The sequence below is a fragment of the Thalassospira lucentensis genome (assembly GCF_032921865.1).
In the GTDB taxonomy this organism is placed as follows: domain Bacteria; phylum Pseudomonadota; class Alphaproteobacteria; order Rhodospirillales; family Thalassospiraceae; genus Thalassospira; species Thalassospira lucentensis_A.
The window spans coordinates 3901552-3925620 of record NZ_CP136684.1; the positions used below are offsets into that span (position 1 = coordinate 3901552).

At 55.5% G+C, this 24069-nt stretch carries 22 protein-coding genes; 9 read left to right on the plus strand and 13 right to left on the minus strand.

Annotation, left to right across the window (positions count from 1 at the left end; translation table 11 throughout):
• Positions 1-140: 140 nt before the first annotated feature.
• The 6 genes from R1T41_RS18880 to tpiA form a co-directional block, all read right to left on the minus strand.
• Positions 141-491, minus strand: a complete 351-nt coding sequence (locus tag R1T41_RS18880) for an FtsB family cell division protein (protein WP_317338550.1) — start codon at positions 489-491, stop codon at positions 141-143.
• A gap of 288 nt (positions 492-779) precedes the next feature.
• Positions 780-2051, minus strand: a complete 1272-nt coding sequence (eno, locus tag R1T41_RS18885; protein ID WP_062948655.1) for a phosphopyruvate hydratase — start codon at positions 2049-2051, stop codon at positions 780-782.
• Positions 2052-2155: 104 nt separating this feature from the next.
• A complete protein-coding gene (gene kdsA / locus R1T41_RS18890; protein ID WP_062949341.1) occupies positions 2156-3013 on the minus strand; it encodes a 3-deoxy-8-phosphooctulonate synthase in 858 nt (285 codons plus the stop codon).
• 28 nt (positions 3014-3041) lie between these two features.
• Positions 3042-4670, minus strand: a complete 1629-nt coding sequence (locus tag R1T41_RS18895; protein ID WP_062948653.1) for a CTP synthase — start codon at positions 4668-4670, stop codon at positions 3042-3044.
• Positions 4671-4794: 124 nt separating this feature from the next.
• Positions 4795-5127, minus strand: a complete 333-nt coding sequence (secG, locus tag R1T41_RS18900; protein ID WP_062948651.1) for a preprotein translocase subunit SecG — start codon at positions 5125-5127, stop codon at positions 4795-4797.
• Positions 5128-5224: 97 nt separating this feature from the next.
• Entirely contained in the window at positions 5225-5980 is a 756-nt protein-coding gene (gene tpiA / locus R1T41_RS18905) for a triose-phosphate isomerase (protein WP_062948649.1), read from the minus strand.
• A 325-nt stretch (positions 5981-6305) separates the two neighbouring features.
• Between tpiA and R1T41_RS18910 the strand changes: the two genes are divergently transcribed.
• Positions 6306-8198 (plus strand): SurA N-terminal domain-containing protein, encoded by a 1893-nt coding sequence (locus R1T41_RS18910; RefSeq protein WP_062961481.1) that lies wholly within the window; start codon positions 6306-6308, stop codon positions 8196-8198.
• 102 nt (positions 8199-8300) lie between these two features.
• Positions 8301-9797, plus strand: coding sequence for an anthranilate synthase component I (gene trpE / locus R1T41_RS18915; RefSeq protein ID WP_317338553.1), 1497 nt, complete (start codon positions 8301-8303; stop codon positions 9795-9797).
• An 85-nt stretch (positions 9798-9882) separates the two neighbouring features.
• Here the strand turns inward: trpE and R1T41_RS18920 are convergent, their stop codons facing one another.
• Positions 9883-11058 (minus strand): divergent polysaccharide deacetylase family protein, encoded by a 1176-nt coding sequence (locus R1T41_RS18920; RefSeq protein ID WP_317338554.1) that lies wholly within the window; start codon positions 11056-11058, stop codon positions 9883-9885.
• 229 nt (positions 11059-11287) lie between these two features.
• Here R1T41_RS18920 and R1T41_RS18925 point away from each other — a divergent pair, with 229 nt between their 5' ends.
• The 5 genes from R1T41_RS18925 (at position 11288) to lexA (ending at position 15077) form a co-directional block, all read left to right on the plus strand.
• On the plus strand, positions 11288-11860 hold the full coding sequence (locus tag R1T41_RS18925; protein WP_209221983.1) for an anthranilate synthase component II: 573 nt from the start codon (positions 11288-11290) through the stop codon (positions 11858-11860).
• A 33-nt stretch (positions 11861-11893) separates the two neighbouring features.
• The gene (trpD, locus tag R1T41_RS18930) at positions 11894-12928 is read left to right on the plus strand and encodes an anthranilate phosphoribosyltransferase (protein WP_062961478.1); all 1035 of its coding nucleotides are present in this window, start codon (positions 11894-11896) and stop codon (positions 12926-12928) included.
• Positions 12925-13722 (plus strand): indole-3-glycerol phosphate synthase TrpC, encoded by a 798-nt coding sequence (trpC, locus tag R1T41_RS18935; RefSeq protein ID WP_317338555.1) that lies wholly within the window; start codon positions 12925-12927, stop codon positions 13720-13722. The genes trpD and trpC overlap by 4 nt, the downstream gene beginning before the upstream one ends.
• Positions 13722-14222 (plus strand): cyclic pyranopterin monophosphate synthase MoaC, encoded by a 501-nt coding sequence (moaC, locus tag R1T41_RS18940; RefSeq protein WP_411045565.1) that lies wholly within the window; start codon positions 13722-13724, stop codon positions 14220-14222. Before trpC ends, moaC begins: the two co-directional genes overlap by 1 nt.
• A gap of 147 nt (positions 14223-14369) precedes the next feature.
• Positions 14370-15077 carry a transcriptional repressor LexA gene (gene lexA, locus R1T41_RS18945; RefSeq protein WP_062948630.1) on the plus strand — a complete coding sequence of 236 codons (708 nt, stop codon included), beginning with the start codon at positions 14370-14372 and terminating at the stop codon, positions 15075-15077.
• Positions 15078-15129: 52 nt separating this feature from the next.
• Here lexA and R1T41_RS18950 read toward each other — a convergent pair whose 3' ends face one another.
• Positions 15130-17262 carry a ComEC/Rec2 family competence protein gene (locus R1T41_RS18950; protein ID WP_411045476.1) on the minus strand — a complete coding sequence of 711 codons (2133 nt, stop codon included), beginning with the start codon at positions 17260-17262 and terminating at the stop codon, positions 15130-15132.
• 126 nt (positions 17263-17388) lie between these two features.
• Here R1T41_RS18950 and gltX point away from each other — a divergent pair, with 126 nt between their 5' ends.
• Positions 17389-18798 carry a glutamate--tRNA ligase gene (gltX, locus tag R1T41_RS18955; RefSeq protein WP_317338559.1) on the plus strand — a complete coding sequence of 470 codons (1410 nt, stop codon included), beginning with the start codon at positions 17389-17391 and terminating at the stop codon, positions 18796-18798.
• A 110-nt stretch (positions 18799-18908) separates the two neighbouring features.
• Positions 18909-20216: a citrate synthase gene (locus tag R1T41_RS18960; RefSeq protein ID WP_062948625.1), complete on the plus strand. Its 1308-nt coding sequence runs from the start codon at positions 18909-18911 to the stop codon at positions 20214-20216.
• A gap of 75 nt (positions 20217-20291) precedes the next feature.
• On the opposite strand, the gene R1T41_RS18965 is transcribed toward R1T41_RS18960, so the two are convergent.
• From R1T41_RS18965 to fabZ, 5 genes are read right to left on the minus strand one after another with little or no spacing between them, the layout of a single operon-like run.
• On the minus strand, positions 20292-20732 hold the full coding sequence (locus R1T41_RS18965) for a VOC family protein (protein ID WP_062948623.1): 441 nt from the start codon (positions 20730-20732) through the stop codon (positions 20292-20294).
• Between the two features lie 47 nt (positions 20733-20779).
• The gene (gene lpxB, locus R1T41_RS18970; RefSeq protein WP_317338562.1) at positions 20780-21976 is read right to left on the minus strand and encodes a lipid-A-disaccharide synthase; all 1197 of its coding nucleotides are present in this window, start codon (positions 21974-21976) and stop codon (positions 20780-20782) included.
• Positions 21969-22826, minus strand: coding sequence for an LpxI family protein (locus tag R1T41_RS18975; protein WP_062948619.1), 858 nt, complete (start codon positions 22824-22826; stop codon positions 21969-21971). Before R1T41_RS18975 ends, lpxB begins: the two co-directional genes overlap by 8 nt.
• Positions 22807-23610 carry an acyl-ACP--UDP-N-acetylglucosamine O-acyltransferase gene (gene lpxA, locus R1T41_RS18980; protein WP_062948617.1) on the minus strand — a complete coding sequence of 268 codons (804 nt, stop codon included), beginning with the start codon at positions 23608-23610 and terminating at the stop codon, positions 22807-22809. Before lpxA ends, R1T41_RS18975 begins: the two co-directional genes overlap by 20 nt.
• Positions 23611-23612: 2 nt before the next feature.
• On the minus strand, positions 23613-24062 hold the full coding sequence (gene fabZ, locus R1T41_RS18985) for a 3-hydroxyacyl-ACP dehydratase FabZ (RefSeq protein WP_007089442.1): 450 nt from the start codon (positions 24060-24062) through the stop codon (positions 23613-23615).
• Between the last annotated feature and the right edge of the window lie 7 nt (positions 24063-24069).

Genomic DNA, 24069 nt, shown 5'->3' on the forward strand with positions numbered 1-24069 from the left:
GAACAGAAAATTTTGCCAGAAACAATTTCGACGCGAATACGGGCAATGACAAAGCCAAAAGCCGACGCCATGACATTTAGCGCCGACTGCTTTGTCTGCAAAAATGAAACCGGATTCTAAACCGCCTGCCCTGTTGCCGCTTACTGGCTGGCAGCGATGGTATCGTCCACAGGATAACCATTGTGATGGAAGATAATCAGGTCATCCGGATGGGCCGCATTCAGCATCGCACGTGCCCGTTCATCCAGAAGATCCGGATCAAGATGCTTGGGGCGCATCGCGATAACGCGCTGTTCCAGATGCTTTCGTTTTTCCGTGATTTCATCGCGTACTTTGGCAATCTCGGCAACGCGGTCCTGCATCGACCAGTAAGCCAGCAATCCACGGTTCCCTTCCACACTATGGAAGATGAAATAGACCATGATGGTAAATGCAATAACCGGTGCAATTGCCTGACCAAGTCGGCGAATAACCGGCGATGTTGACGACATTTACCCCTGCCCCGTGCGTGCGAGAAAAGAATCAACAGGAAACCTACCATTCCGAACCCGGAATGGAAAAACTGCGTGCGTTATTTTCCTTTGATCACAAAGGCATAAATATCGCCGCAATAAAAATCCCCGCAAAATTACGCTTAAAGCTAATCACAACAGAGTAAAAATAAGCTTAAAACAGCGGCGCTATTATGCTGCCACTACGTTCAATTAGCTGATCCTGAACAACAAAAAGCCGCCCTGCAATGGCAGGACGGCTTTCAGTATCAACCCGGTTTTCAACCCTTATTTCAGGATCGAACGGCCCGGATAATAGGCGCCGGTTCCCAGCATCTCTTCGATGCGGATCAACTGGTTGTATTTCGCCAGACGATCAGAACGCGACAGCGAACCGGTTTTGATCTGGCCGCAATTGGTTGCAACCGCCAGATCGGCAATGGTCGAATCTTCGGTTTCGCCCGAACGGTGCGACATGACGGCAGTATAACCGGCACGGTGCGCCATTTCGACGGCTTCAAGCGTTTCGGTCAGCGAACCGATCTGGTTGACCTTCACAAGGATGGAGTTGCCAACGCCCTTCTTGATGCCATCGGCAAGACGTTTCGGATTGGTCACGAACAGATCGTCGCCAACCAGCTGGACCTTGTTGCCGATTTCCGACGTCAAGGCTGCCCAGCCATCCCAGTCATCTTCAGACATGCCGTCTTCGATCGAGAAGATCGGATACTTGCTGACCAGATCGGCCCAGTATTTAACCATGCCGTCGGCATCAAGGGTCTTGTTTTCGCCAGCCAGAACGTATTTGCCGCCTTTGTAGAATTCGGTCGATGCCGCATCAAGGGCAAGAACAACGTCTTCTTCCGGGCGATAACCGGCAGCTTCGATCGATTTCATGATGTAGCTGATGGCTTCTTCGCTCGACCCGATATTCGGGGCAAAACCACCTTCATCACCAACAGACGTACTCAGACCATCGGCCGAAAGCGCCTTTTTCAGGTTATGGAAGATTTCCGCCCCCATGCGGATCGCATCCGAACCAGTTTCTGCCGAAACCGGCATCACCATGAATTCCTGAACATCAATTGCGTTGTCGGCATGCTCGCCGCCATTGATGATGTTCATCATCGGCACCGGCAGGGTGCGGGCAAAAGCACCGCCAACATAACGATAAAGCGGAAGGCCCGCTTCTTCTGCAGCCGCCTTTGCAACCGCCAGCGACACACCAAGAATAGCGTTCGCGCCAAGGCGGCCCTTGTTCGGCGTACCATCAAGATCAATCATGACACTGTCGACTTCGACCTGGTCTTCGGCATCCATACCGGCCAGGGCTTCGAAAATCTCGCCATTGACGGCGGCAACCGCTTTGGTCACGCCCTTGCCAAGATAACGGTCTTCCTTGTCACGCAGCTCGACGGCTTCATGCGCACCGGTAGATGCACCCGACGGAACGGCTGCACGACCAAAGGCGCCACTTTCCAGGGTTACATCAACTTCGACAGTCGGGTTGCCACGGCTATCGAGGATTTCGCGGCCGCGGATATCGATAATAGCGGTCATGACGGAAACATTCTCCTCACTGAGATTATCTGCACCCCTGCGGGGTACTTTGGTTACAGCATAAAAGAAATGCCGCCATCATCTCTGATGGCGGCATTTGCATATCAATCGTTAAACATGTCCAGACGAACCGGATTGGCTTTTGCCACTTTGTCCAGTTCCATCAAAACCGACAGAACTTCGGGAAGCTTGTTTAACGGAATCTGGTTCGGGCCATCGCTGATGGCCGCATCCGGGTTATCGTGGGTTTCGATAAACAGGGCTGCAACACCGACAGATACAGCCGCACGCGCCAATACCGGCGCAAATTCGCGCTGACCGCCCGATGTTGTCCCCTGCCCACCCGGTTGCTGAACAGAATGGGTCGCATCAAATACGACCGGATAGCCCTGACGGGCCATGGTGGGAAGTCCACGGAAATCGGTTACCAGCGTGTTATAGCCAAAGCTGGTTCCACGATCACAAAGCATGATGTTTTCATTGCCGGTCGATGCAATGTTGTTGGCAACATTGGCCATGTCCCAGGGTGCCAGGAACTGGCCCTTTTTGACATTGACGGCACGTCCGGTTTTACCCGCTGCCTGCAAAAGATCGGCCTGACGGCACAGGAATGCCGGAATCTGAAGGATGTCGGCAACTTCCGCAACCGCGGCACACTGATCAGGCAGGTGAACGTCGGTAACAATCGGAAGGCCGGTCTTTTCCTTGACCTCGGCCAGAATGTCGAGCCCTTCGACCAGACCAACCCCACGCCTGGATGTGCTGCTGGTGCGGTTCGCCTTGTCAAACGAGCTTTTGTAAACAAGCCCGATCCCCATCCCTTCGGACAATTCCTTCAGGGCTGCGGACATTTCCAGTGCATGCTGACGGCTTTCGATCGCGCATGGCCCTGCCAGCAAGGCAAAAGGCTTGTCATTGGCGAATTCGATCTTGCCGACTTTGACAGTTTTGATTTCCGTCATTTTGCAGTCTTTCATTCAGGCTGTTTGATCAAACCAGACGGCTGCGCTCTTTGGCGGCCTTGATATAGGACACAAACAGCGGATGCGGATCAAGCGGACGCGAACGCAGTTCCGGGTGGAACTGAACCCCGATGAACCACGGGTGATTCGGGTATTCGACGATTTCCGGCAAACGTCCATCCGGCGACAGGCCCGAGAATTTAAGACCTTTTTCCTCAAGCTGCCCCATGAAGTTTACGTTAACTTCATAACGATGGCGATGGCGCTCAAGAACGGTCTCACTGCCATAGATGTCGCGTGCACGCGAACCGTCAACCAGTTTGCACTCGTAATTGCCAAGGCGCATGGTGCCGCCAAGATCATCCTCATCCGAACGACGCTCGACAGAACCGCCGTCTTTAGCCCATTCGGTCATCAGACCGACAAGCGGGGTTTTCGTCGGACCGAATTCCGATGACGATGCATCCTTGAGACCCGCAAGATTGCGTGCAGCCTCAAGAACCGCCATCTGCATGCCAAAGCAGATGCCGAAATACGGTACCTTGTTTTCCCGTGCATAGCGCGCAGCGGCAATCTTGCCTTCCGTGCCACGCTCGCCAAATCCGCCCGGCACCAGGATCGCATCCAGTTTGGACAGGATTTCGCTAACATCGCCTTCTTTTTCAAGCGCGTCAGACGCAATCCATTCCAGTTTGACACGGACCTTGTTGGCGATACCGCCATGGGTCAGTGCTTCGGTAAGCGACTTATAGGCATCGGGCAGCTGAATGTATTTGCCAACGATCCCGATGGTGACCTCACCTTCCGGGTTACGGATGATGTTGCAGATTTCTTCCCACGGACGCAGATCCGGGTCCTGTGCCTGCAGGCCAAAGTGATGAAGCACTTCGTTATCAAGACCATACTGGTGGTAGCTGATCGGCACCTGATAAATGTTATCAACGTCATAGGCCGGAATAACGGCCGCTTCGCGGACGTTACAGAAACGCGCAATCTTGCGGCGCTCATTGACCGGGATTTCACGGTCACAACGGCACAACAGGATATCAGGCTGGATACCGACACTTTGCAGTTCCTTGACGGAATGCTGGGTCGGTTTGGTCTTGAGCTCGCCCGCCGATGAAATATACGGCACGAGTGTCAGATGCATGAACAGCGTGCGGCCATCGCCAAGCTCGTTACCCATCTGGCGGATTGCTTCAAGGAACGGCAGGCTTTCGATATCGCCAACCGTACCGCCGATCTCGACAAGGACAAAATCCTCGGTAGCATCGGACTGGACGAATTCCTTGATAGCATCCGTGATGTGCGGGATCACCTGAACGGTCCCGCCCAAATAATCCCCGCGACGTTCACGCGCAATCACGCTGGAATAGATACGACCGGTGGTCACGTTGTCGGAACGACGCGATGAAACGCCGGTAAAACGTTCATAGTGACCAAGATCAAGGTCGGTCTCGGCCCCGTCTTCGGTCACATAGCATTCGCCGTGCTGATACGGGCTCATGGTGCCCGGATCGACGTTGATATACGGATCAAGCTTGCGCAGGCGAACAGTGAAACCACGTGCCTGAAGCGAGGCACCCAAAGCAGCAGACGCCAGGCCCTTGCCCAGCGAGGAAACAACGCCACCGGTGATAAAGATATAACGGGTCATGTCTTTGCCTCATCTCAAAGCAAAACGCCGCAGTTCGATGCCGCTCAGTGCATCACGAACCGGGGAATACAACAATCAAAAATTGAGGCGGCAAGTTTGCCGCCTCTGGTCGTCGGTTAATTTTTTAGCGGGTCGGAGCCGCCGGTCCGGTGTCCTCGGCTGGCTGTTGTTCAGCTGCCGGGGCCGGTGCCTGGTCCAGTATGGATGTCGGCCGGGTATGAGTGTTGGACAACAATGCCAGGGCGAGGCTTGTGATCATGAATGCCCCGGCAAGAATCGCGGTGGTACGTGTAAGAAGGTTTGCTGCGCTGCGCGAGCTCATGACGCCGAAGTTACCGCCGCCGCCACCGCCGCTTCCGCCGATACCAAGCCCACCGCCCTCGCTGCGCTGTACGAGAATGACGGCAATCATGCCAAGCGCAAGAAGAAGGTGAATTACCAGAATGACAGTTTGCATGGTCTCGAAACTCTTGTCCTAACTTCCGATCCGAACATGATTATGGCCGGATCGGGCAAAAATTTGATGCGTATTTAACGTGTTTTATGACGGTTGGCTAGGCGCAACTTTCAATAATTTGCCAAAAATCGTCAACCTTGAGGCTCGCCCCGCCAACCAGTGCACCATCAACATCAGGTACAGCCAACAATTCAGCCGCATTGGACGGCTTTACCGACCCACCATACAGAATTCTGAACTTGTCGCCATCGTCAAATCGTGCCGTCAGCTCTGCACGAATTGCAGCATGGACTTCGGCAACTTCATCAACGCTTGCCGTGCGACCAGTGCCAATCGCCCAGACAGGCTCATAGGCAATCACGGTATTTTCCGGCGTCGCATCATCGGGAACCGAAACCGCAATCTGACCATTGACCACCGCAAGCGTCGCGCCAAGGTCGCGCTCCTGCTCGGTTTCGCCGACACAGACAACCGCAATCAGGCCGGCATCATGGGCCGCCATTGTTTTCTGACGGATCACGGTCGAACTTTCGCCGTGATCCGCACGACGTTCCGAATGCCCGACAAGAACATAACTTGCGCCGATATCGGCCAGCATAGGCGCGGCGATATCGCCGGTATGCGCGCCCGAAACGGCAACATGGCAATCCTGTCCACCAACCTTGACCGCGCTGCCATTCGTCACACCGGCAACATCAGAAATCAGGGTTGCCGGCGGACAGACCAGAATATCACATGCCAGATCACCCTTGGCTTTCGCGCGATCAGACAGCCCCCGCGCAAGTGCAAGCCCGTCGGTACGCAGGCAGTTCATTTTCCAGTTTCCGGCGATCAGGGGACGGCGTTGTGACATATGGTTATCTACCTCTTGCTGCGACGGGTTGTGGATCGGTATGGCTTTGCCATGTGGGAACCGATCCGACACGTATTGTTACAAACACGGCTCGACGCGGGTTTTAACACGCGACTTTGCCCCGGCCAAGCCCCGGAAAACACTGTCAACCGAACTTCGGGCACGGTCAATGCAATCGGATGTTGCCGCCCTTACCTCTCGCCATTAAGATGCGCGGCAATTGCGACGGGATTTTATAATATTCCGGCACACAAAAGAAACGCTGCCGATGCAATGTCACCTGCATTGCCATTGGCACCAAACCACGAATTGTTAGGCTTATCATATGCTTGCTGGCATTCGCTCTTTTTCGAAATCAATCTTCGCCAAGATCATTCTTGGTGTGATCGCAATCAGCTTCGTCGGATGGGGCCTGAATGCGTCGATGCTCAACCTTGGCACCTCACGCCAGGTTGCTGAAATCGGCAGCCAAAACATCAGTCCCGCCGAACTGGATCGAGCCTTCCAGCGCAGCATCCAGAATATGCGCAGCGTTTTCGGTCCCAATTTCGACCGTCAGCAAGCCATCCAGATGGGCCTTTTGAACAATACGGTTCAAAATCTGGTCTCCCAGAAAATCCTGCGTGAAAACGCCAAGGAAATGGGAATTGGCATCAGCAACGAAAAAGTCCGCGATACGATTTTTGCGTCTCCCGGCTTCCAGAACGAAACCACCGGCCAGTTTGACCGCGAACGTTTCCTTCAGGCGCTGTATTCCAGCGGATATACCGAACCGGAATTCATCGAAGGCGTGCGTGGTGACATGATGGGCCAGCAGGTTGTCGGAAGCCTTGCCGGTGCCGTCAATGCACCAGACATCATGGCGCAGCAGATTGCCGCCTACCGCAACGAACAGCGTAGCGGCAGCTTCTTTGCCCTGAACGCATCGCAGTTCGACAATATCGAAACGCCCGATGACGCGGCCCTTCGTAAATATCACGAAGAAAATGCCCCGCAATTCACCGCACCCGAAAGCCGCAATGTGACTCTGGTCACCCTTTCGGCTGCCGATCTCGCGGCGAACATGGATGTCACCGACGACGAAATAAACGAGGCATACAACCATCGCCTGCCGGAATTCCAGACACCGGAAAAACGCGTGGTCGAACAGATCCTGTTTGCTCCCAATGAAAAGGAAAGCGCACAGGAGGCCTACAAGGCCCTTCAGAACGGTGCCGATTTCATGACGGTCGCGACCGAGGATGCCGGCATGGACCCGTCGATTGTGAAGCTTGGTGAATTCACCGCCGACAACATCCTGCCCGATCTGCGCGATGCGACCTTTGGTCTTGAAGAAGGCGCGTTTTCCGAACCGGTCGAAACCGCCCTTGGCTGGCACATCATTCGCGTAACCGCCATTACGCCGGAACGGACCGAAACCCTTGATCAGGTTCGCGACGATGTCGAAGAAGGCGTCAAGCAGTTCAAGGCAGAAGACGCAATCTATGACCTTGCCGCCAGACTTGACGATGAACTGGGGGCTGGTACCCCGCTTGAAGAAGCCGCAAACGCAGTTGGCGCAAAGACCTATAAGCTGAACGATGTTGTTCGTGGCGAAGGCCTTGATGCCGATATCGCCGACAGCGCTGAAATCAACGCCATGATTTTCGAACTCGACAAGGGCGAGGACAGCTTCCTTGAAGAAACCTCGACCGGCGTTCGTTACGTCGCGCGCGTTGATGAAGTAACCCCTGCCGCGCTGCGTCCGTTCGAAGAAGTTCGTGACGACGTTGTCACCGCATGGAAAACCGATGAACGCAATCGCCTGATGCTTGAAAAAGCTGATCAGCTTGCCGCATCGATCAATGACCAGAATGCCGATATCGCATCACTCGCAACCAGCGAGAATGCCGAAATCACAGAAAGCGGTCTGACCAAACGTACCGGTCAGGGCCTTGCAGACGGTGTCAGCCCGGCTGTTGCCGCCGCCCTCTTCACCCTTGACGAAGGCAAGGCAAAGGCAATTCAGTCCGGTGAAAATGTTCTGGTTCTGAAACTTGACGAGATCAAGGCCGCCACCATTGCCGAAGGCGATGCAGACCCGGTCGTGACCGAACTGAAACAGGCCCTGAACGAAGACATTCTTGCGCAGTATCTCGATTATCTGCAGGACGAGATTTCGGTCAGCGTCAATAACAGCGTGATCAACGGTCTTTATCCGCAAACCGCGGCAAACTGATCCCGATCCGGAATGGGGCGGCCTTTCATCGGGCCGCCCTTTTTCGTTAAACTCCGCCCTATCCGACATCGCCCACCCAAATCGACCAAAATTGGACAGACCATGGAAATCAAACCGGATTTCAACAGTTTCAAGCAGAACTACAACAATGGTATTTCACAGGTTCTCTGGACCTCGCTTACGGCGGATCTGGATACACCGGTCTCGGCGTTTCTCAAGATCGCCGAAGGCATGCCCAATACCTATCTGCTTGAATCTGTCGAAGGTGGTGCCGTTCGTGGACGCTATTCATTCCTTGGCCTGCGCCCCGACCTGATCTGGCGGTGCTTTGGCCAGAAGGCCGAACTGAACCGTCGCGCCCTTGCCGATGCCGACGCGTTCGAAGCCGAACCCGATGCTCCGCTTGAAAGCCTGAAAAAGCTGATCGCCGAAAGCCACATCGCCCTGCCCGACAACCTTCCCCCCATGAGTGCCGGTCTTGTCGGCTATATGGGCTATGACACGGTCCGTCTGATGGAAAAGCTGCCCGACAGCAATCCAGATGAACTGGGCGTCCCCGACGGCATCTTTATCCGCCCGACGGTGACGGCAAGCTTCGATACCATCGCTGATACCGTCACCGTGGTAACACCGGTCCGCCCCGAAAACGGGATTGATGCCGATGCGGCCTATGATCTTGCCTGCGCGCGCCTGAACGATGTCGTACAGCAGTTTCAGCGCAACCTGTTTCTGGATCGCCGGTCCAAATCGGTTCCCGCTACCCTGCCCGATCCAAAGGTCAGCGTCGATGAGGCCGGCTTCCATAAAATGGTCGATGAGGCCAAGGAATATATCCGTGCGGGCGATATCTTTCAGGTCGTCCTGTCACAGCGTTACACGCTGCCCTATCATCTGCCGCCTTTCGCGTTTTACCGTGCCCTTCGCCGGATCAATCCGTCGCCCTTCATGTTCTATCTGGATATCGGCGGGTTTCAGGTTGTCGGTGCCAGCCCGGAAATCCTTGTGCGTCTGCGCGACGGCGAAGTCACCATTCGCCCGATTGCCGGAACGCGTCGGCGCGGTCACACGCCCGAAGACGACAAGGTCATGGCCCAGGACCTGCTTGATGATCCAAAGGAACGTTCGGAACATCTGATGCTGCTTGACCTTGGCCGTAACGATGTCGGCCGTGTTGCCAAACCGGGCACCGTGCGCGTCACCGACCGCGAAACCATCGAATACTATTCCCATGTCATGCATATCGTCTCCAACGTCATTGGTCAGATCGACGAAAAATATGACGCAATGGATGCACTCAAGGCCGGTTTCCCCGCCGGGACGGTATCGGGCGCGCCAAAGGTCCGCGCCATGGAAATCATCGATGAACTGGAATCGGTCCGGCGCGGCATTTATGCCGGTTGTATCGGCTATATCTCGGCCGATGGATCGATGGATACCTGCATCGCGCTTCGTACTGCCGTTATCAAGGACGAACAGATCCACATTCAGGCAGGCGCCGGGATCGTCGTCGACAGCAAACCGGAACTTGAACACAAGGAATGCCAGAACAAGGCAGGCGCTCTGATGGCCGCCGCCCGCGAAGCCCATCGCTTCGCCTGATGTCGCGCATGTCCGACGCAATAGAAAGGGCCCGCATCATCTGCGGGCCTTTTCTTTGATCAATCGATGATCAGGCAGGCGGTGATCAACCTGTCGCACTCGGGCTTGTTCGCCGCAGGATGTCAGTCACCGGCACCAAAACAAATCCCTTCGCCTGAATCGCCGGAATCCATTTATGCAGGGCTTCAAGCGTCAAATCGCGCGGATGGCCAATCGCAATCGCAAATCCCTGATTGGCAGCAACCTTTTCGATCCGTGCCAGCATTTCAGCGATCTTTGTGGCATCATCGGCGTCATCAATGAACACGTCCCGTTCAAGCGCCGGAACATCATACTGGCGCGCCATCGAAAATCCGACCGACTTCGCACTGGTTTTGGAATCCAGGAACAAAAGCCCGCGTGCTTTCATCACCTCCATCACCACCTGCATGCGTTCCGGGTCGGATGTGAACTTGCTGCCCATATGGTTGTTCACCCCGACATAACCGTCAAACTGGTCAAGCATCCATGTCATCTCGTGAAGGATCTTTTCCCGGTCGAAGCTTGCCAGCAAGGCATGTGGCCCCGGATCAACAGACGCAGAAGACGGCTCCATCGGCATATGAAGCATGACTTCATGACCACGTGCCCGCGCATCCCGCACCTGACGCTGAAGGTCACGCGCATACGGCAAATAGGAAATCGTCACCGGCCCCGGCAATTCGGTGGTGCGTGCAGTACGCGGCTGATCAAGACCCGCATCATCGATTACAATCGCAATAACCGGGGCGGTTCCCGTTTCGGGGCTAAGGGCTGCAAATTTCTGCCATGGCGGCGGCCCGTCTTTATATTCACCGCCCCCGATGTTACCTGTATTCGGCGGCACGACAGGATCAGGTGACCGCGTTTCCGGTGTCTTTTGCGGTTCGGTCATCGGTGCGGGGGTTTCGCCCGGTGTCCGTTCACCGACCATATATCCGGTCCGGTCGCGATTACCGTTGCTTTCGCTGAAATCATAATTGCGGCTTTCCGGCACGGGGGCCGGTTCGGGCGTATATTCGGGTTCGGCTTTCGTCACGCGTTCTCCAAGATCACGCGACGCGCGATCAAGCTCAAGCATGCTGCCTGCGGCAATAAACGCAGAAATGGTCCCCGCAACAATCGCGCCGCCCAGCATCAGACGGCCAATGCCGCCCGATTTCTTCTTCGGTGCAGCCTTGCCACGGCCTCTTTTTCGCGGTGCCACTTTTTTCTTTTTGGCGGGTTGTGCCCGGCGTGCCACGCTCTGGTCTCCAGTCTCGTTTGCTGGGTCGTGTTACCCATATGGTGATTATATACCGATTATGTCGGCTTGTGTTCGGAAGCTTTTATACCCGATCCGGTTAGCACCCTGTTAAAGCCACAACCAAAGGCCCCAACAAAGGCTGGAAAAATGGTTTTTGCAATCGCTTGACGTAGCGGTAATGCCGTTTATTCTCTGCGCGATCTGATATTCACAGCCCGGCGCCACGATGTATCTCCTCATCGATAATTACGACAGCTTCACATTCAATTTGTGGCACTATCTGCGCGAACTCGGCCCCGAGGTCGAAGTACGCCGCAATGACGAAATTTCCGTCGATGATGCGCTGGCTTTAAAGCCCGAAGGCATCGTGATCTCGCCCGGTCCATGTGATCCGGATCGTGCGGGTATCTGTCTTGACCTGATCACGGCATCGGCAGGCAAGGTCAAACTGCTTGGCGTTTGTCTTGGTCATCAGGCCATCGGTCAGGCCTTCGGCGGCAATGTCGTTCGTGCGCCGGAATGCATGCATGGCAAGACCGATGCAATGGCACACGAAGGCAAAAGCGTTTTCAACGGCCTGCCAAGTCCGTTTGAAGCCACACGTTACCATTCATTGGTTGTGGATCGCGATACGTTGCCTGATTGCCTTGAAATCACGGCGGAAAACAGGGATGGTCTGATCATGGGGCTGCGTCACAAACAGCATCAGATCCACGGGGTCCAGTTCCACCCCGAAAGCATCGCATCCGAACACGGCCATGCCCTTTTGAAGAATTTTATAGACTTCCCCGGCGCATGAAACCGCACCGGACCGCTAACCGAGGAAACCCGTATGTCGACTGAATATGACCTGAAGCCGATCCTGGCCAAAGTCGCAAATGGCGAAAAACTGAACGAGGAACAGGCCGAACAGGCCTTCGACGTTCTGATGTCCGGTCAGGCAACGCCGTCTCAGATGGGGGCTTTCCTTATGGCGCTGCGGCTGCGCGGGGAAACGGTCGATGAAATCACCGGGGCGGCCCGCGTCATGCGTTCCAAGGCGACCGGCATTATCGCCCCGCCCAATGCGGTTGATACCTGCGGCACCGGTGGCGATGGCAGCGGCACCTTCAATATCTCGACCGGGGCGGCAATCGTTGCGGCGGCCTGCGGTGCCATCGTTGCCAAGCACGGCAACCGCGCGGCATCGTCAAAATCCGGATCGGCCGATGTCCTGCTGGCGCTTGGCGTCAATCTTGATGCCGATATGGCGCTTCTCGAAAAGGCGCTAAAGGAAATCAATCTGTGCTTCATGATGGCAACGCGCCATCACTCGGCGGTGCGTCACGTGATGCCGACCCGCGTTGAAATGGGCACGCGCACGATCTTTAACCTGCTCGGTCCGCTGGCCAACCCGGCCAAAACCAAACGCCAGGTCATGGGCGTTTTCGCCCGTGAATGGGTCGAACCGATTGCCAATGTGCTGAACCGCCTGGGTTCGGAACATGCGTGGGTTGTCTATGGTCATAGCGGCCTTGACGAAATTTCGACGACCGGCCCGACCTTTGTCGCCGAAGTCAAAAACGGCAAGGTCACGACCTTCGAAATCAATCCCGAAGATTACGGTCTTGAAATCGTCACCCTTGATGCGCTTAAAGGGGGCGATGCCCAGACCAACGCGCAGGCCATTCTTGATCTTCTTGCCGGTAAAAAAAGTGCCTATCGCGATATCGTTCTGCTGAATGCCGCGGCCGCACTTGTCGTTACCGACATCGCAACTGATCTTGCCGATGGCATCGCAAAGGCACGGGTTGCCATCGATTCCGGCAAAGCCGCAGAAACCCTGCAGGCACTTGTCAGCATTTCCAATCAGGGGACCGCAGCGTGAGCGACGTACTTGAACGCATCTGTAACGACAAACGCGATCATATCGCTGCCTGCAAGGCGCGCAAATCGCTTGCCGACCTCGAAGCAACCGCCAAATCGCAATCCGCCCCACGTGGCTTTATCAAGGCGCTTGAAACATCGGTTGCGGACGGTCGTTACGGCCTGATTGCCGAAATTAAAAAAGCCTCCCCGTCCAAGGGCCTGATCCGACCGGATTTCAATCCGCCTGTTCTGGCACAGGCATATAAAGCTGGCGGTGCAAGCTGCCTGTCGGTTCTGACCGACATCCCCTATTTCCAGGGCGATGACAGCTATCTGATCGCGGCACGTAGCGCGGTTGACCTGCCGGTCCTGCGCAAGGATTTCATGCTTGATCCCTATCAGGTGACCGAAGCCCGGGCGTTGGGTGCCGATTGCATCCTTCTTATCATGGCCGCCCTTGAAGATGCCCAGGCAGCAGAGCTTGAAGACGCCGCACACAACCTTGGCATGGATGTCCTGATCGAGGTGCACAACGCACCGGAACTCGAACGCGCACTGAAACTGAAATCAAAGCTGCTTGGCGTGAACAACCGCAACCTGAAAACGCTCGAAGTCTCCCTGACCACGACCGAAGAACTCGCTGGCATGGTTGATGACAGCCGGATGCTGGTCGCCGAAAGCGGCCTGTTCACACATGATGACCTCGACCGGATGGCAAAGGTCGGGGCGCAATGCTTCCTGATCGGCGAAAGCCTGATGCGTCAGGACGACGTCACCGCCGCCACCCGTAATATCCTTGGCCTCGCGGCCTGATACCGGAACAAGATACAGGCATGGCAGACAAACTTTCGCATATCGACGCCGCTGGTAATGCCGTCATGGTCGATATTTCGGCCAAGAGCGATACCGCGCGCATCGCCGTCGCAAAGGGCCGTGTCCTGATGTCGGCGGAAACGGCCCGGCTGATTGCCGAACACGGCCATAAAAAGGGCGACGTTCTTGGCATCGCCCAGCTTGCAGGAGTCATGGGGGCCAAGAAAACCCCCGACCTGATACCGCTATGCCATCCCCTGCCTCTGACCTCGGTCGAAGTCACCTTGGAACTGGCAACCGATACCGACGCAGTCGATATCGTCGCGACCTGCAAGACCACAGGCAAAACCGGCGTCGAAATGGAAGCCCTGACCGCCGTTTCCATTACCGCACTGACAGTATTTGACATGTGCAAGGCGGTAGATAAATCCATGCGGATTACAGATATCCGCGTCGTCCATAAGGAAGGCGGAAAATCGGGTCTTTTCACCGCCGACTGACCCCCGAAAGTACCGGAATTTCGTTTCTTGACCGAAAGAATGCCCTTAAACAGCGATTTTTCGGGTTCTGGTGCTTGACGAACGGCAAGAACCAAAGTAGAACATTCATGTATTCGGTTTGTTCTTATTACTGGTTCGGGAAAAATCATGCTGACGCGCAAGCAATACGAATTGCTGGTCTATATCGATAATTACCTTCGCGATCATGGCATCTCGCCCTCCTTTGACGAGATGAAAGAAGCCCTGAACCTGAAATCCAAATCCGGCATTCATCGCCTGATTACCGGGCTTGAGGAACGCGGCTTTATCCGACGCCTCGCCCATCGGGCCCGCGCGCTCGAAGTTCTGCGTCTTCCCGATAATAACGATGATGACGCGGCTGAAACACCCGCCAATGTGACATCCATCGCAACCGCGCGAAAGGCCGCCCACCGGCCGGCAACCGTGCCATCGGCCTTCTCGGACTCTGGTGAATCCGTCTCCCTGCCGCTGTTTGGCCGGATCGCGGCCGGTACCCCGATCGAAGCCCTTCGCGATCAGACCACAATGGTGCAGGTTCCTGCCGCCCTTTTGGGGACCGGCGACCACTATGCGCTTGAGGTTTCCGGTGATTCGATGATTGATGCTGGCATTCTTGATGGCGATACGGTTCTGATCCAGCGGTGTGAGCAGGCCAATGACGGCACCATTGTTGTCGCATTGGTTGACGACGCCGAAGCCACCCTGAAACGTCTAAAACGCGGTCGCGGCGAAGTTCTGCTGGAACCGGCCAATGCACGTTATGAAACGCGTGCCCTGTCGCCGGACCGTGTCCGCATTCAGGGACGCCTGATAGGTCTGCTGCGCCAATACTGATCAGACAAATACCGGAATATCGAAAACGCCGTCAGCCCGTCTGGCGGCGTTTTTATTTGACCACTCTGCCCCCGATAATAATCCACGGCCAGGTGTCGGACGTTTCACGCACGGTTTCAATCACCGGAGCACTCCCCGGTCGCAGGGAAACCGATACACCGCCCTGCCACCACAGCATGTCATCATCAATGACCGTCACATCACGCGCGCAGATATCACGCGGCATATCGCGTTTCAGGCTGATGATCATATCGGCATGGCGGCACGCATAGAACGGATTGGCAAAATCATTGGCAACAATCACCCGCTGTCCTCCGACACTCACAGAACAAACCGCGGCATCGCATTTCTCGATAATCTGATCGACATCATGATCAGCAATGCCAAACCGCGCCATCCAGACCGATTGCTGAAAATCCGATATGCCTTCGGGCAGGATAAGCCTGTTTTGCTCCCGGTCCCGGATGGCCCAGCTTTCCTGATCCCCGGAAACCAGAATATCCGCCGGGCGATACAGGATTTGCGCCATCATCGCCACGCATAGCGGAATGACAGCCAACCGGGCAATCGCGTTCCCCCGCCAGACCAGCCACCAGGCAATCGCCATCATGATACCGATGGCAAATACGGCACTGAACTGCTCGACATGCCAAAGCCCCCACGCCTGATCGGCAGCAAGAGAGGCCGTTTCAATCAGCAGGGTCAAACCCGGCTTCATCAACCACAAGGGCAATGCCCCGGCCCCGAACGGCATCAGAACAAGCGTCGCCACAATCAAAGGCATCACCCAAAACGCCATAACCGGAATGGCAATCAGGTTGGACACGATCCCGATCATCGAAATCCGCCCGAAATGAAACCCGATGATCGGGGCGGTCACTGCGGTTACCAGCAATCCGGTCACCACCAGCCCGGCAAAAAACAGCCAAAGCCGGAAGGCCCATGACCGGTCCCCAGACGCCTCAAACCATCGCCTGCCCGGCCCATCGTAAAATGCCACCAGCACCGATACCGCGGCAAAGGAAAGCTGAAAGCTTGGCCCCAGCACCGCATCGGGTCGCAATATCAAAACAACAAGCGCCGCAATCGCCACCAGCCGAAGCGATATCGCCCGCCGGTCCAGCAACAACGCCGCCCAGACAATCGTCAGGGTGATAAAGGCCCGCTGTGTTGGCACACTGGCCCCCGACAGGCCAAGATAAATCACGGCGGACACCATCGCCCCGATGGCCGCCCATTTCTTGATCGGAAACCGCAATGCAATGGCCGGAATGGCCGCCAGGCCAAACCGCAGGAAAAAGAACACCGTCCCGCTTAAAAGCCCCATATGCAGACCGGAAATCGCCAACAGATGCGCAAGCCCCGATTTGCGCAGATCATCCGCCGTCTCTTCGCCGACATCACCTCGTTCGCCAACGATCAGCGCCTTGGCAATGCCTGATTCAGGCCACGCAAGAACACGATCAATTTCCTCCATGATCGCAAGACGCAAATACTCGATCCGTTCCGATAACGGTTGCAGAAAACCCGCATCCGCCGCCGTCACCACACGGTATTGATGGCCAAAAACAAAACCGGTTGCCCCGATCCCGTCCAGATACAAACCGCGTGAAAAATCCGGATCCCCCGGAACGGACGCCGCACGCAATGGAAACAAACGCGCCTTGGCAGCAATCCGGTCCCCGACTGCAAGCCCGTCCCCACCCGGCAGGCTCAATCGCACCTTCCAGTCAAATGCCCTGTCCTCAAGCCCCGCGATCCGGATCGGCACCACGGTCATGCGCATCCGCCCGCCGCGCGGCTCCAGCAGCGTGATGTCGCCCTCGATCTCTGTCATGTAAAGCGTCTTGGTCAGAAGCCCGGATGGCGCCATTTCAAGATGGATGGATGCGATCAGCAACCCGCTGCAAAAGCCGGTCATTAGCAAAATGCCGAAGAATGGCAAAATCCAGCGCCGCGAAATCCACAATCCCGACAGCAAAAGAATCACTGCAAGCCCGGTTTGCTCGACTGTCAAACGCGCTGGAAGTGAAAAATACGTCCCGCATCCCAACCCGAAGAATATAACCGCACACAGGATCCAGGAATTTCTGCGCGCGGCCAACAACAATCCAGTTTGCGAAATTAATTCCGCAACATATTGATTTTTATTAATTCCATTGCGACTTATTCGACGAATGTACAATAGCCTGCCCGGCACACAGTTTCTATCTATCATCGGCTGTGGTGCAACACCGCCGCATATGTGTTATAGCGTGCACGCCAAAAGTCATTACGACAAGCAACAACATCCAGCCAACGGATAGAGTGAATGACGGTTGTTACCCGTTTTGCCCCGTCTCCGACCGGGTTTCTGCATATCGGCGGCGCACGCACCGCCCTTTATAACTGGCTTTACGCCAAACACACCGGCGGCAAATTCCTGCTGCGTATCGAAGACACTGACCGGGAACGTTCAACCCCCGAAGCCGTCGAAGCCATTTTTGACGGACTGAACTGGCTTGGCCTGACCGCAGACGAAGAACCGACCTTCCAGTTCGCCCGTCGCGACCGCCACGCCGAAGTCGCCCATGAACTGATCAAGGCCGGCAAAGCCTATTATTGCTATTGCTCGCAGGAAGAACTTCAGGAAATGCGCGAAAAGGCGCGCGCCGAAGGCCGCCCGATGAAATATGACGGTACCTGGCGCGACCGCGATGCCTCCGAAGCCCCGGCTGGCGTCAAGCCCGTCGTGCGCCTCAAGGCGCCGCAGGAAGGCGATGCCGTAATTTCCGATCAGGTGCAGGGTGATGTTCGCGTTGCCAATGATCAGCTTGACGATTACGTCATTCTGCGGGGCGATGGCACACCGACCTATATGCTGTCGGTCGTGGTGGATGACCACGACATGGGTATTACCCATGTGATCCGTGGTGATGACCACCTGACGAACGCATTCCGCCAGAAAGCACTTTATGACGCCATGGGTTGGGATGTCCCGACATTCGCCCATATTCCGCTGATCCACGGGCCGGATGGCGCCAAGCTGTCCAAACGCCATGGTGCGCTCGGTGTTGACGCCTATCGCGATGAAATGGGCTTCCTGCCCGAAGCCGTAAACAACTACCTGCTGCGTCTTGGCTGGGGTCACGGTGACGAGGAAATCATTTCCCAGGATCAGGCCATCGAATGGTTTGACATCAAAGATGTTGGCAAGGGTGCGGCCCGTTTCGACTTCGCCAAGCTTACCAACCTGAATGGCGTTTATCTGCGTCAGGCAGATGATACCCGCCTTGCAAACGACATTGCACCGCTGATCGCAAAACAGATTGGCGTCGATGCAATTGACGCAGCGCAAAAAGAAATCTTGATCAAAGGCATGTCAGGGCTTAAAGAAAGAGCCAAGACACTCATCGAGCTCGCCAACTCTTCGGCCTTCTATGTTACAGACGGCGTCACGTCGTTTAACGAGAAAGCTCAGTCCCTGATTGATAGCGCCCCCGAAGGCCTGTTTGCCGAACTGGCAAAGGAACTCGACGCGCTTGAAAACTGGACCGAAGAGAACGTTGACGCAAGCGTTCGCAACATTGCCGAAAAACTCGATCAGAAGCTCGGCAAAGTCGCGCAGCCCTTGCGGGCCGTGCTCACCGGTTCCAACTCATCGCCTGGCATCTTCGAAGTAATGATTGTGCTTGGCAAATCCCAAACGCTGAAACGCATCCGCAAATTCGATGCTAAATAACGGCGTAGAATAAAAAACTTAAACACTGAATTTGCGCTTTGTGCGCCGCAGCACTATGCTGCACACAACTTGAAAACCGTGTTCGTTCAAACAGGGAAGGAAAAATAGTCATGGCTCAGAATTCCAAGACTTCCCACACCGTGACACTGACCGACAATGCCACTGGCAAGTCGATCGAATTGCCGGTGATCGAGGGTAGCGTTGGTCCGTCTGTAATCGACATTCGGAAACTCTACGCCGATACCGGATATTTCACCTATGACCCGGGTTTCACCTCGACCGGCTCCTGCCAGTCCGAGCTGACCTATATTGACGGCGACGTCGGCATTCTGCGTCACCGCGGCTATGCCATTGACGAACTTGCCGAACAATCCGATTTCCTCGAAGTTTGCTATTTGCTGATTTACGGCGATCTGCCGAACGCAAAAGACAAGGCGCAATTTGAAAATGACATCACCATGCACACCATGGTGCATGAACAGATGCGCAACTTCTATAACGGTTTCCGCCGCGACGCCCACCCGATGGCCATCATGTGCGGTGTGGTTGGCGCGATGTCTGCTTTCTATCATGACAGCACCGACATCAACGATCCGAACCAGCGTCTGATCTCGGCCTATCGCCTGATCGCGAAAATGCCGACCATCGCAGCGATGGCGTACAAATACTCGATCGGTCAGCCGTTCCGTTACCCGAACAACAAACTCGGCTATGCAGAAAACTTCCTGCAGATGATGTTCGGCAATCCGTGCGAAGAATATGAAGTCAATCCGGTTCTTGCACGCGCAATGGATCGTATCCTGATCCTTCATGCCGACCACGAACAGAACGCATCGACCTCGACCGTTCGTCTGGCCGGTTCTTCGGGTGCAAATCCGTTTGCATGTATCGCTGCCGGTATTGCATCCCTCTGGGGTCCGGCACATGGCGGTGCGAACGAAGCCGTTCTTAAAATGCTGAACGAAATCGGCGATGTGAAAAACATTCCGGAATTCGTCAACAAGGCAAAAGACAAGAACGATCCGTTCCGTCTGATGGGCTTTGGTCACCGCGTTTACAAAAACTACGATCCGCGCGCCAAGGTCATGCAGGAAACCTGCCACGAAGTTCTCAAAGAACTCAACGTACAGGACCCGCTACTTGACGTTGCACAGGAACTCGAACGCATCGCACGTGAAGACGAGTACTTCATCGAGAAGAAACTCTATCCGAACGTCGATTTCTATTCGGGCATCATCTTCAAGGCGATGGGCATTCCAGTCAGCATGTTCACCGTGCTGTTCGCAGTCGCCCGTACCGTCGGCTGGATCGCCCAGTGGAAAGAAATGATCGAAGATCCGTCGCAGAAAATCGGCCGTCCGCGCCAGCTGTTCACCGGTGTTTCCGAACGTCCGTTCGTTCCGGTCAACAAGCGCTAATCTGCGCCAATACCGACATAGAAAAGGCCCGGAATTTTCCGGGCCTTTTTGCTTTTTGATCAACCGGTTACGGCATTACCAGGAACCGGTATTTTCCATGCTGGCCCAAGGCTCCGCCGGGGCAAGGCTTTCGCCCTTTTGCAGGAATTCGATCGAAATCCCGTCCGGCGAACGGACAAACGCCATATGACCATCGCGCGGCGGGCGGTTGATGGTGACACCGGCATCCATCAGCTTCTGGCAAAGCGCATAAATGTCATCGACCTCATAGGCAAGATGGCCGAAATTGCGCCCGCCGGAATAGCTTTCCGGGTCCCAGTTATAGGTCAGTTCAAGTTCCGGGGCCTTGTTGGCCTTCGCACTGGCTTCGTCGGCAGGCGGCGCAAGATAAATCAGGGTGAAACGCCCCTTCTCGCTTTCAATGCGCCGGGTTTCCTTCATGCCAAGCAGATCGCAATAAAAACGCATGGATGCATCAACATCCTCGACACGCACCATGGTGTGCAAATAACGCATTGGAAATGGCTCCGTCATTCATTGGGTCAATGAAGCCAAACTATGCGTTATTGCCCGCTAATGCCAGCCTTGGCCGATGAATTTTTCTCTATGATTTCAATGATGACATCCGCGGCCTTCTCGCTTGGTGGACGATCACCAAAGCCAAGCATGGTTGTGGCCGCATCAAACCCATCCAGTTGCGTGGTCCGGCCTGCACCGTCTGCCATCAGCGATTTCAGAACCGGGATAATTCGGTCCGGTGTGCAATCCTGTTGCAGGAATTCCGGCACAAGCTTCCTTCCCAGCACCAGATTGACAATGGTCACCGTATCAATCCGCAACAGTCGCCGCGCGATCCATGCCGTAATCGGACTTAACTTATAGCCGATCACATGCGGCACACCGGTGATCGCCAGTTCAAGCGACACCGTCCCTGATGCCGCCAGCGCCGCATGGGACGCGGCAAACGCATCCCGCCTGTCCTGATCCCCGGTAACAACAATCGGCTGCAACGGCCAGTCAGAAACGGCATCACTCACAACCTGCGCGACCTTACTCACCGTTGGCACAACGATACGGGTATCGGGAAAATCCCCGGCCAGCCGTTCGCATACTTCACGGAAAACCGGCAACAGGCGGGTGACTTCCGAATTGCGACTGCCCGGAAGAACCGTCAGTATCTTGCAGTCCGGCGCGATGCCGTGCTGATCCCGGAACCGCGCGGCATCGCCGCCATGGCGTTCCTCGACCGCGGAATGGCCGATAAAGGTGGTCGGGAGCCCGACCCGCTCGAAATAGGGTGGTTCAAACGGCAGCAACGCCAACAGGTGATCAAGGAAACCCGCAATTTTCTTCGCCCGTCCCGGTCGCCATGCCCAGACCGATGGCGCCACATAATGCACCAGCGGAATGCCATTTCCTTTCAGCTTCTTGCCAACGCGAAAACTGAAATCCGGGGCATCAATGGTGATGACCACATCAGGCTGCTGCTCAAGGGCATATTCCGCCGTCTGGCGGATACGTTTCAGCAAATGCGGGATATGCGGCAGGACCTCGGCAAGGCCCATGACCGACATCTCGTCCATCGGAAACAGGCTATTCAACCCCTCGCCCGTCATGCGCGGTCCGCCTACACCAATGAAACGGGCCTCGGGAAGGCGCGCCCTGATCGCGGCCATCAACCGGCCACCAAGCTGATCCCCGGATGCCTCGCCCGCAACCAGCATGATTTTCGGGCTCTGTAGGATTTCCGACCTAGTCATTCTGTGCCGGTTCCTGCACTGAAAGCCCGATAATGAATAATCCAAGTTCGTCGGCACGTTTCACGGTTTTTTCGCGGTCAATAATCATCGTACCACCGGCAAGCAACGCAATGCCGCGTAATCCGGCATTGTGCGCGTTTTCCACGGTCGAAACACCAATCGCTGGCAGGTCAAGGCGCCTGTCCTGCTGCGGCTTTGCCGACTTCACCAGAACGCCGCCAACACCCTCTCGACGGTAATCGGCAGACCGGCGGATCATTTCATCCGTGCCTTCGATGGCTTCAAGTGCCAGAACAAGCCCCTGTTGCACCACACAGCCCTGCCCGACATCAGCCGCCCCCAGAATCCGGGCGACATTCAAGCCGTGCTGCGCATCCGAAACGGCCTGATCATCGGGCTTCACCTTGCCAAGAATGCCGTCCTCGACGGCCAGATCACCCAAAATCTCGTGCGCGCCGACCAGACGGAACCCGTCCCGTTCAAGTTCCCCGGCAACCAGACGCAGCAAACCGTCATCACCAAGAGACTTCATGCCGACTTTCATCAGCAATTTCGCTGCCCGCCAATCGGGCCGGATCGATGCAAATGACGGGCGCGCCACCTTTCCGGCAAGCACGACATCACGGCATTCTTCGGATTTCAGACGATCTAGGATTTTGGCCGCTGCCCCGATGCGAAGCGACGTATGGGGATAGTCGTCAAGTGCAGGATCATCGGCATGGGCATCAAGCTTCACGATAAAAACATCCCGCCCGGCTGCTGTCGCGGCAGCAGCCAAACGGGCGGGAAGCGCACCACCACCTGCAATGATACCAAGCTTTGCTGCGGGGTTATCCTGCGGAGCTGTCATATTTCGGCGTACATACGGAACGCATGCTTTCCGCTTTCAGGAAGCTGATGATTTCCATGACCGGGCCGACATTCTCGAAATCCTTGGCAACTTCTTCGACCCGCTCGGCAAGCGTGCCTTCCTGTGCGAACAAAAGACGATACGCCTTGCGAAGTGCATGGATGGTTTCGCGATCAAACCCGCGGCGCTTCAACCCGACAAGGTTAAGCCCCGAAAGATAGGCACGGTTGCCGATCACGGAACCATAAGGAATGATGTCGCTTTCAACCCCGGTCATGCCGCCAATCATGGCATGTCTGCCAATACGGACAAACTGGTGCACTGCCGAAAGGCCGCCGACAATCGCAAAATCCTCGACCACAACATGGCCAGCAAGCGTCCCGTTATTGACCAGAATGCAATGATTGCCGATATGGCAATCATGGCCGACATGCGCGCCCGCCATAAACAGGCAATCATCGCCAATCGTCGTTTCCATCCCGCCGCCTTCGGTGCCGGGATTAAGGGTCGCCCCTTCGCGGATCTTGTTGCGTTTGCCGATGATCAAACGCGACGGTTCGTTTTTGAATTTCAAATCCTGCGGCGCATGACCAACCGACGCAAACGGAAAGACCATACTGTCTTCACCGATTGACGTAATTCCGGCGATCACGACATGGCTATGCAGCTTGACGCGATCACCCAGAACCGCCTGCGGACCGACAACACAGTATGGCCCGATTTCTACATCCTGGCCAATCTGGGCGCCGTCTTCGACAATGGCGGTTGGATGCACTTTTGACATTATCAGTTGCCCCGGATCATCGCGGCGATGGTAGCCTCTGCAACGACCTGATCGTTGACGCGAACTTCACTTTCGAATTTCCAGACCGGACCACGGCTCTGTTTTTTCTTCACATGGATATGCATGACGTCACCCGGTACGACCGGCTTGCGGAACCGTGCATTGTCGATGCTCATGAAATAAACCAGTTTGCCTTCGGCATCTTCGCCAAGGGTCTGGACAACAAGGATGGCCGCCGTCTGTGCCATGCTTTCGATGATCAAAACACCGGGCATGATCGGCTGTTCCGGGAAATGGCCGGTAAATTGCGGCTCGTTCATCGTTACATTCTTGATGCCAACGGCTGAATCGTCGACGGCAATATCAACAACCTTGTCAATAAGCAGGAATGGATAACGATGCGGAATCATTTCCAGAATGCGCTGAATATCAACACTTACCAGTTCGGTCATAGGTATT

Bases quoted from the DNA above. Each gene is read 5' to 3' on its own strand.
- R1T41_RS18880 (WP_317338550.1), bottom strand. From the start codon at position 491: ATGTCGTCAACATCGCCGGTTATTCGCCGACTTGGTCAGGCAATTGCA.
- eno (WP_062948655.1), bottom strand. From the start codon at position 2,051: ATGACCGCTATTATCGATATCCGCGGCCGCGAAATCCTCGATAGCCGT.
- kdsA (WP_062949341.1), bottom strand. From the start codon at position 3,013: ATGACGGAAATCAAAACTGTCAAAGTCGGCAAGATCGAATTCGCCAAT.
- R1T41_RS18895 (WP_062948653.1), bottom strand. From the start codon at position 4,670: ATGACCCGTTATATCTTTATCACCGGTGGCGTTGTTTCCTCGCTGGGC.
- secG (WP_062948651.1), bottom strand. From the start codon at position 5,127: ATGCAAACTGTCATTCTGGTAATTCACCTTCTTCTTGCGCTTGGCATG.
- tpiA (WP_062948649.1), bottom strand. From the start codon at position 5,980: ATGTCACAACGCCGTCCCCTGATCGCCGGAAACTGGAAAATGAACTGC.
- R1T41_RS18910 (WP_062961481.1), top strand. From the start codon at position 6,306: ATGCTTGCTGGCATTCGCTCTTTTTCGAAATCAATCTTCGCCAAGATC.
- trpE (WP_317338553.1), top strand. From the start codon at position 8,301: ATGGAAATCAAACCGGATTTCAACAGTTTCAAGCAGAACTACAACAAT.
- R1T41_RS18925 (WP_209221983.1), top strand. From the start codon at position 11,288: ATGTATCTCCTCATCGATAATTACGACAGCTTCACATTCAATTTGTGG.
- trpD (WP_062961478.1), top strand. From the start codon at position 11,894: ATGTCGACTGAATATGACCTGAAGCCGATCCTGGCCAAAGTCGCAAAT.
- lexA (WP_062948630.1), top strand. From the start codon at position 14,370: ATGCTGACGCGCAAGCAATACGAATTGCTGGTCTATATCGATAATTAC.
- gltX (WP_317338559.1), top strand. From the start codon at position 17,389: ATGACGGTTGTTACCCGTTTTGCCCCGTCTCCGACCGGGTTTCTGCAT.
- R1T41_RS18960 (WP_062948625.1), top strand. From the start codon at position 18,909: ATGGCTCAGAATTCCAAGACTTCCCACACCGTGACACTGACCGACAAT.
- R1T41_RS18965 (WP_062948623.1), bottom strand. From the start codon at position 20,732: ATGCGTTATTTGCACACCATGGTGCGTGTCGAGGATGTTGATGCATCC.
- lpxB (WP_317338562.1), bottom strand. From the start codon at position 21,976: ATGACTAGGTCGGAAATCCTACAGAGCCCGAAAATCATGCTGGTTGCG.
- R1T41_RS18975 (WP_062948619.1), bottom strand. From the start codon at position 22,826: ATGACAGCTCCGCAGGATAACCCCGCAGCAAAGCTTGGTATCATTGCA.
- lpxA (WP_062948617.1), bottom strand. From the start codon at position 23,610: ATGTCAAAAGTGCATCCAACCGCCATTGTCGAAGACGGCGCCCAGATT.
- fabZ (WP_007089442.1), bottom strand. From the start codon at position 24,062: ATGACCGAACTGGTAAGTGTTGATATTCAGCGCATTCTGGAAATGATT.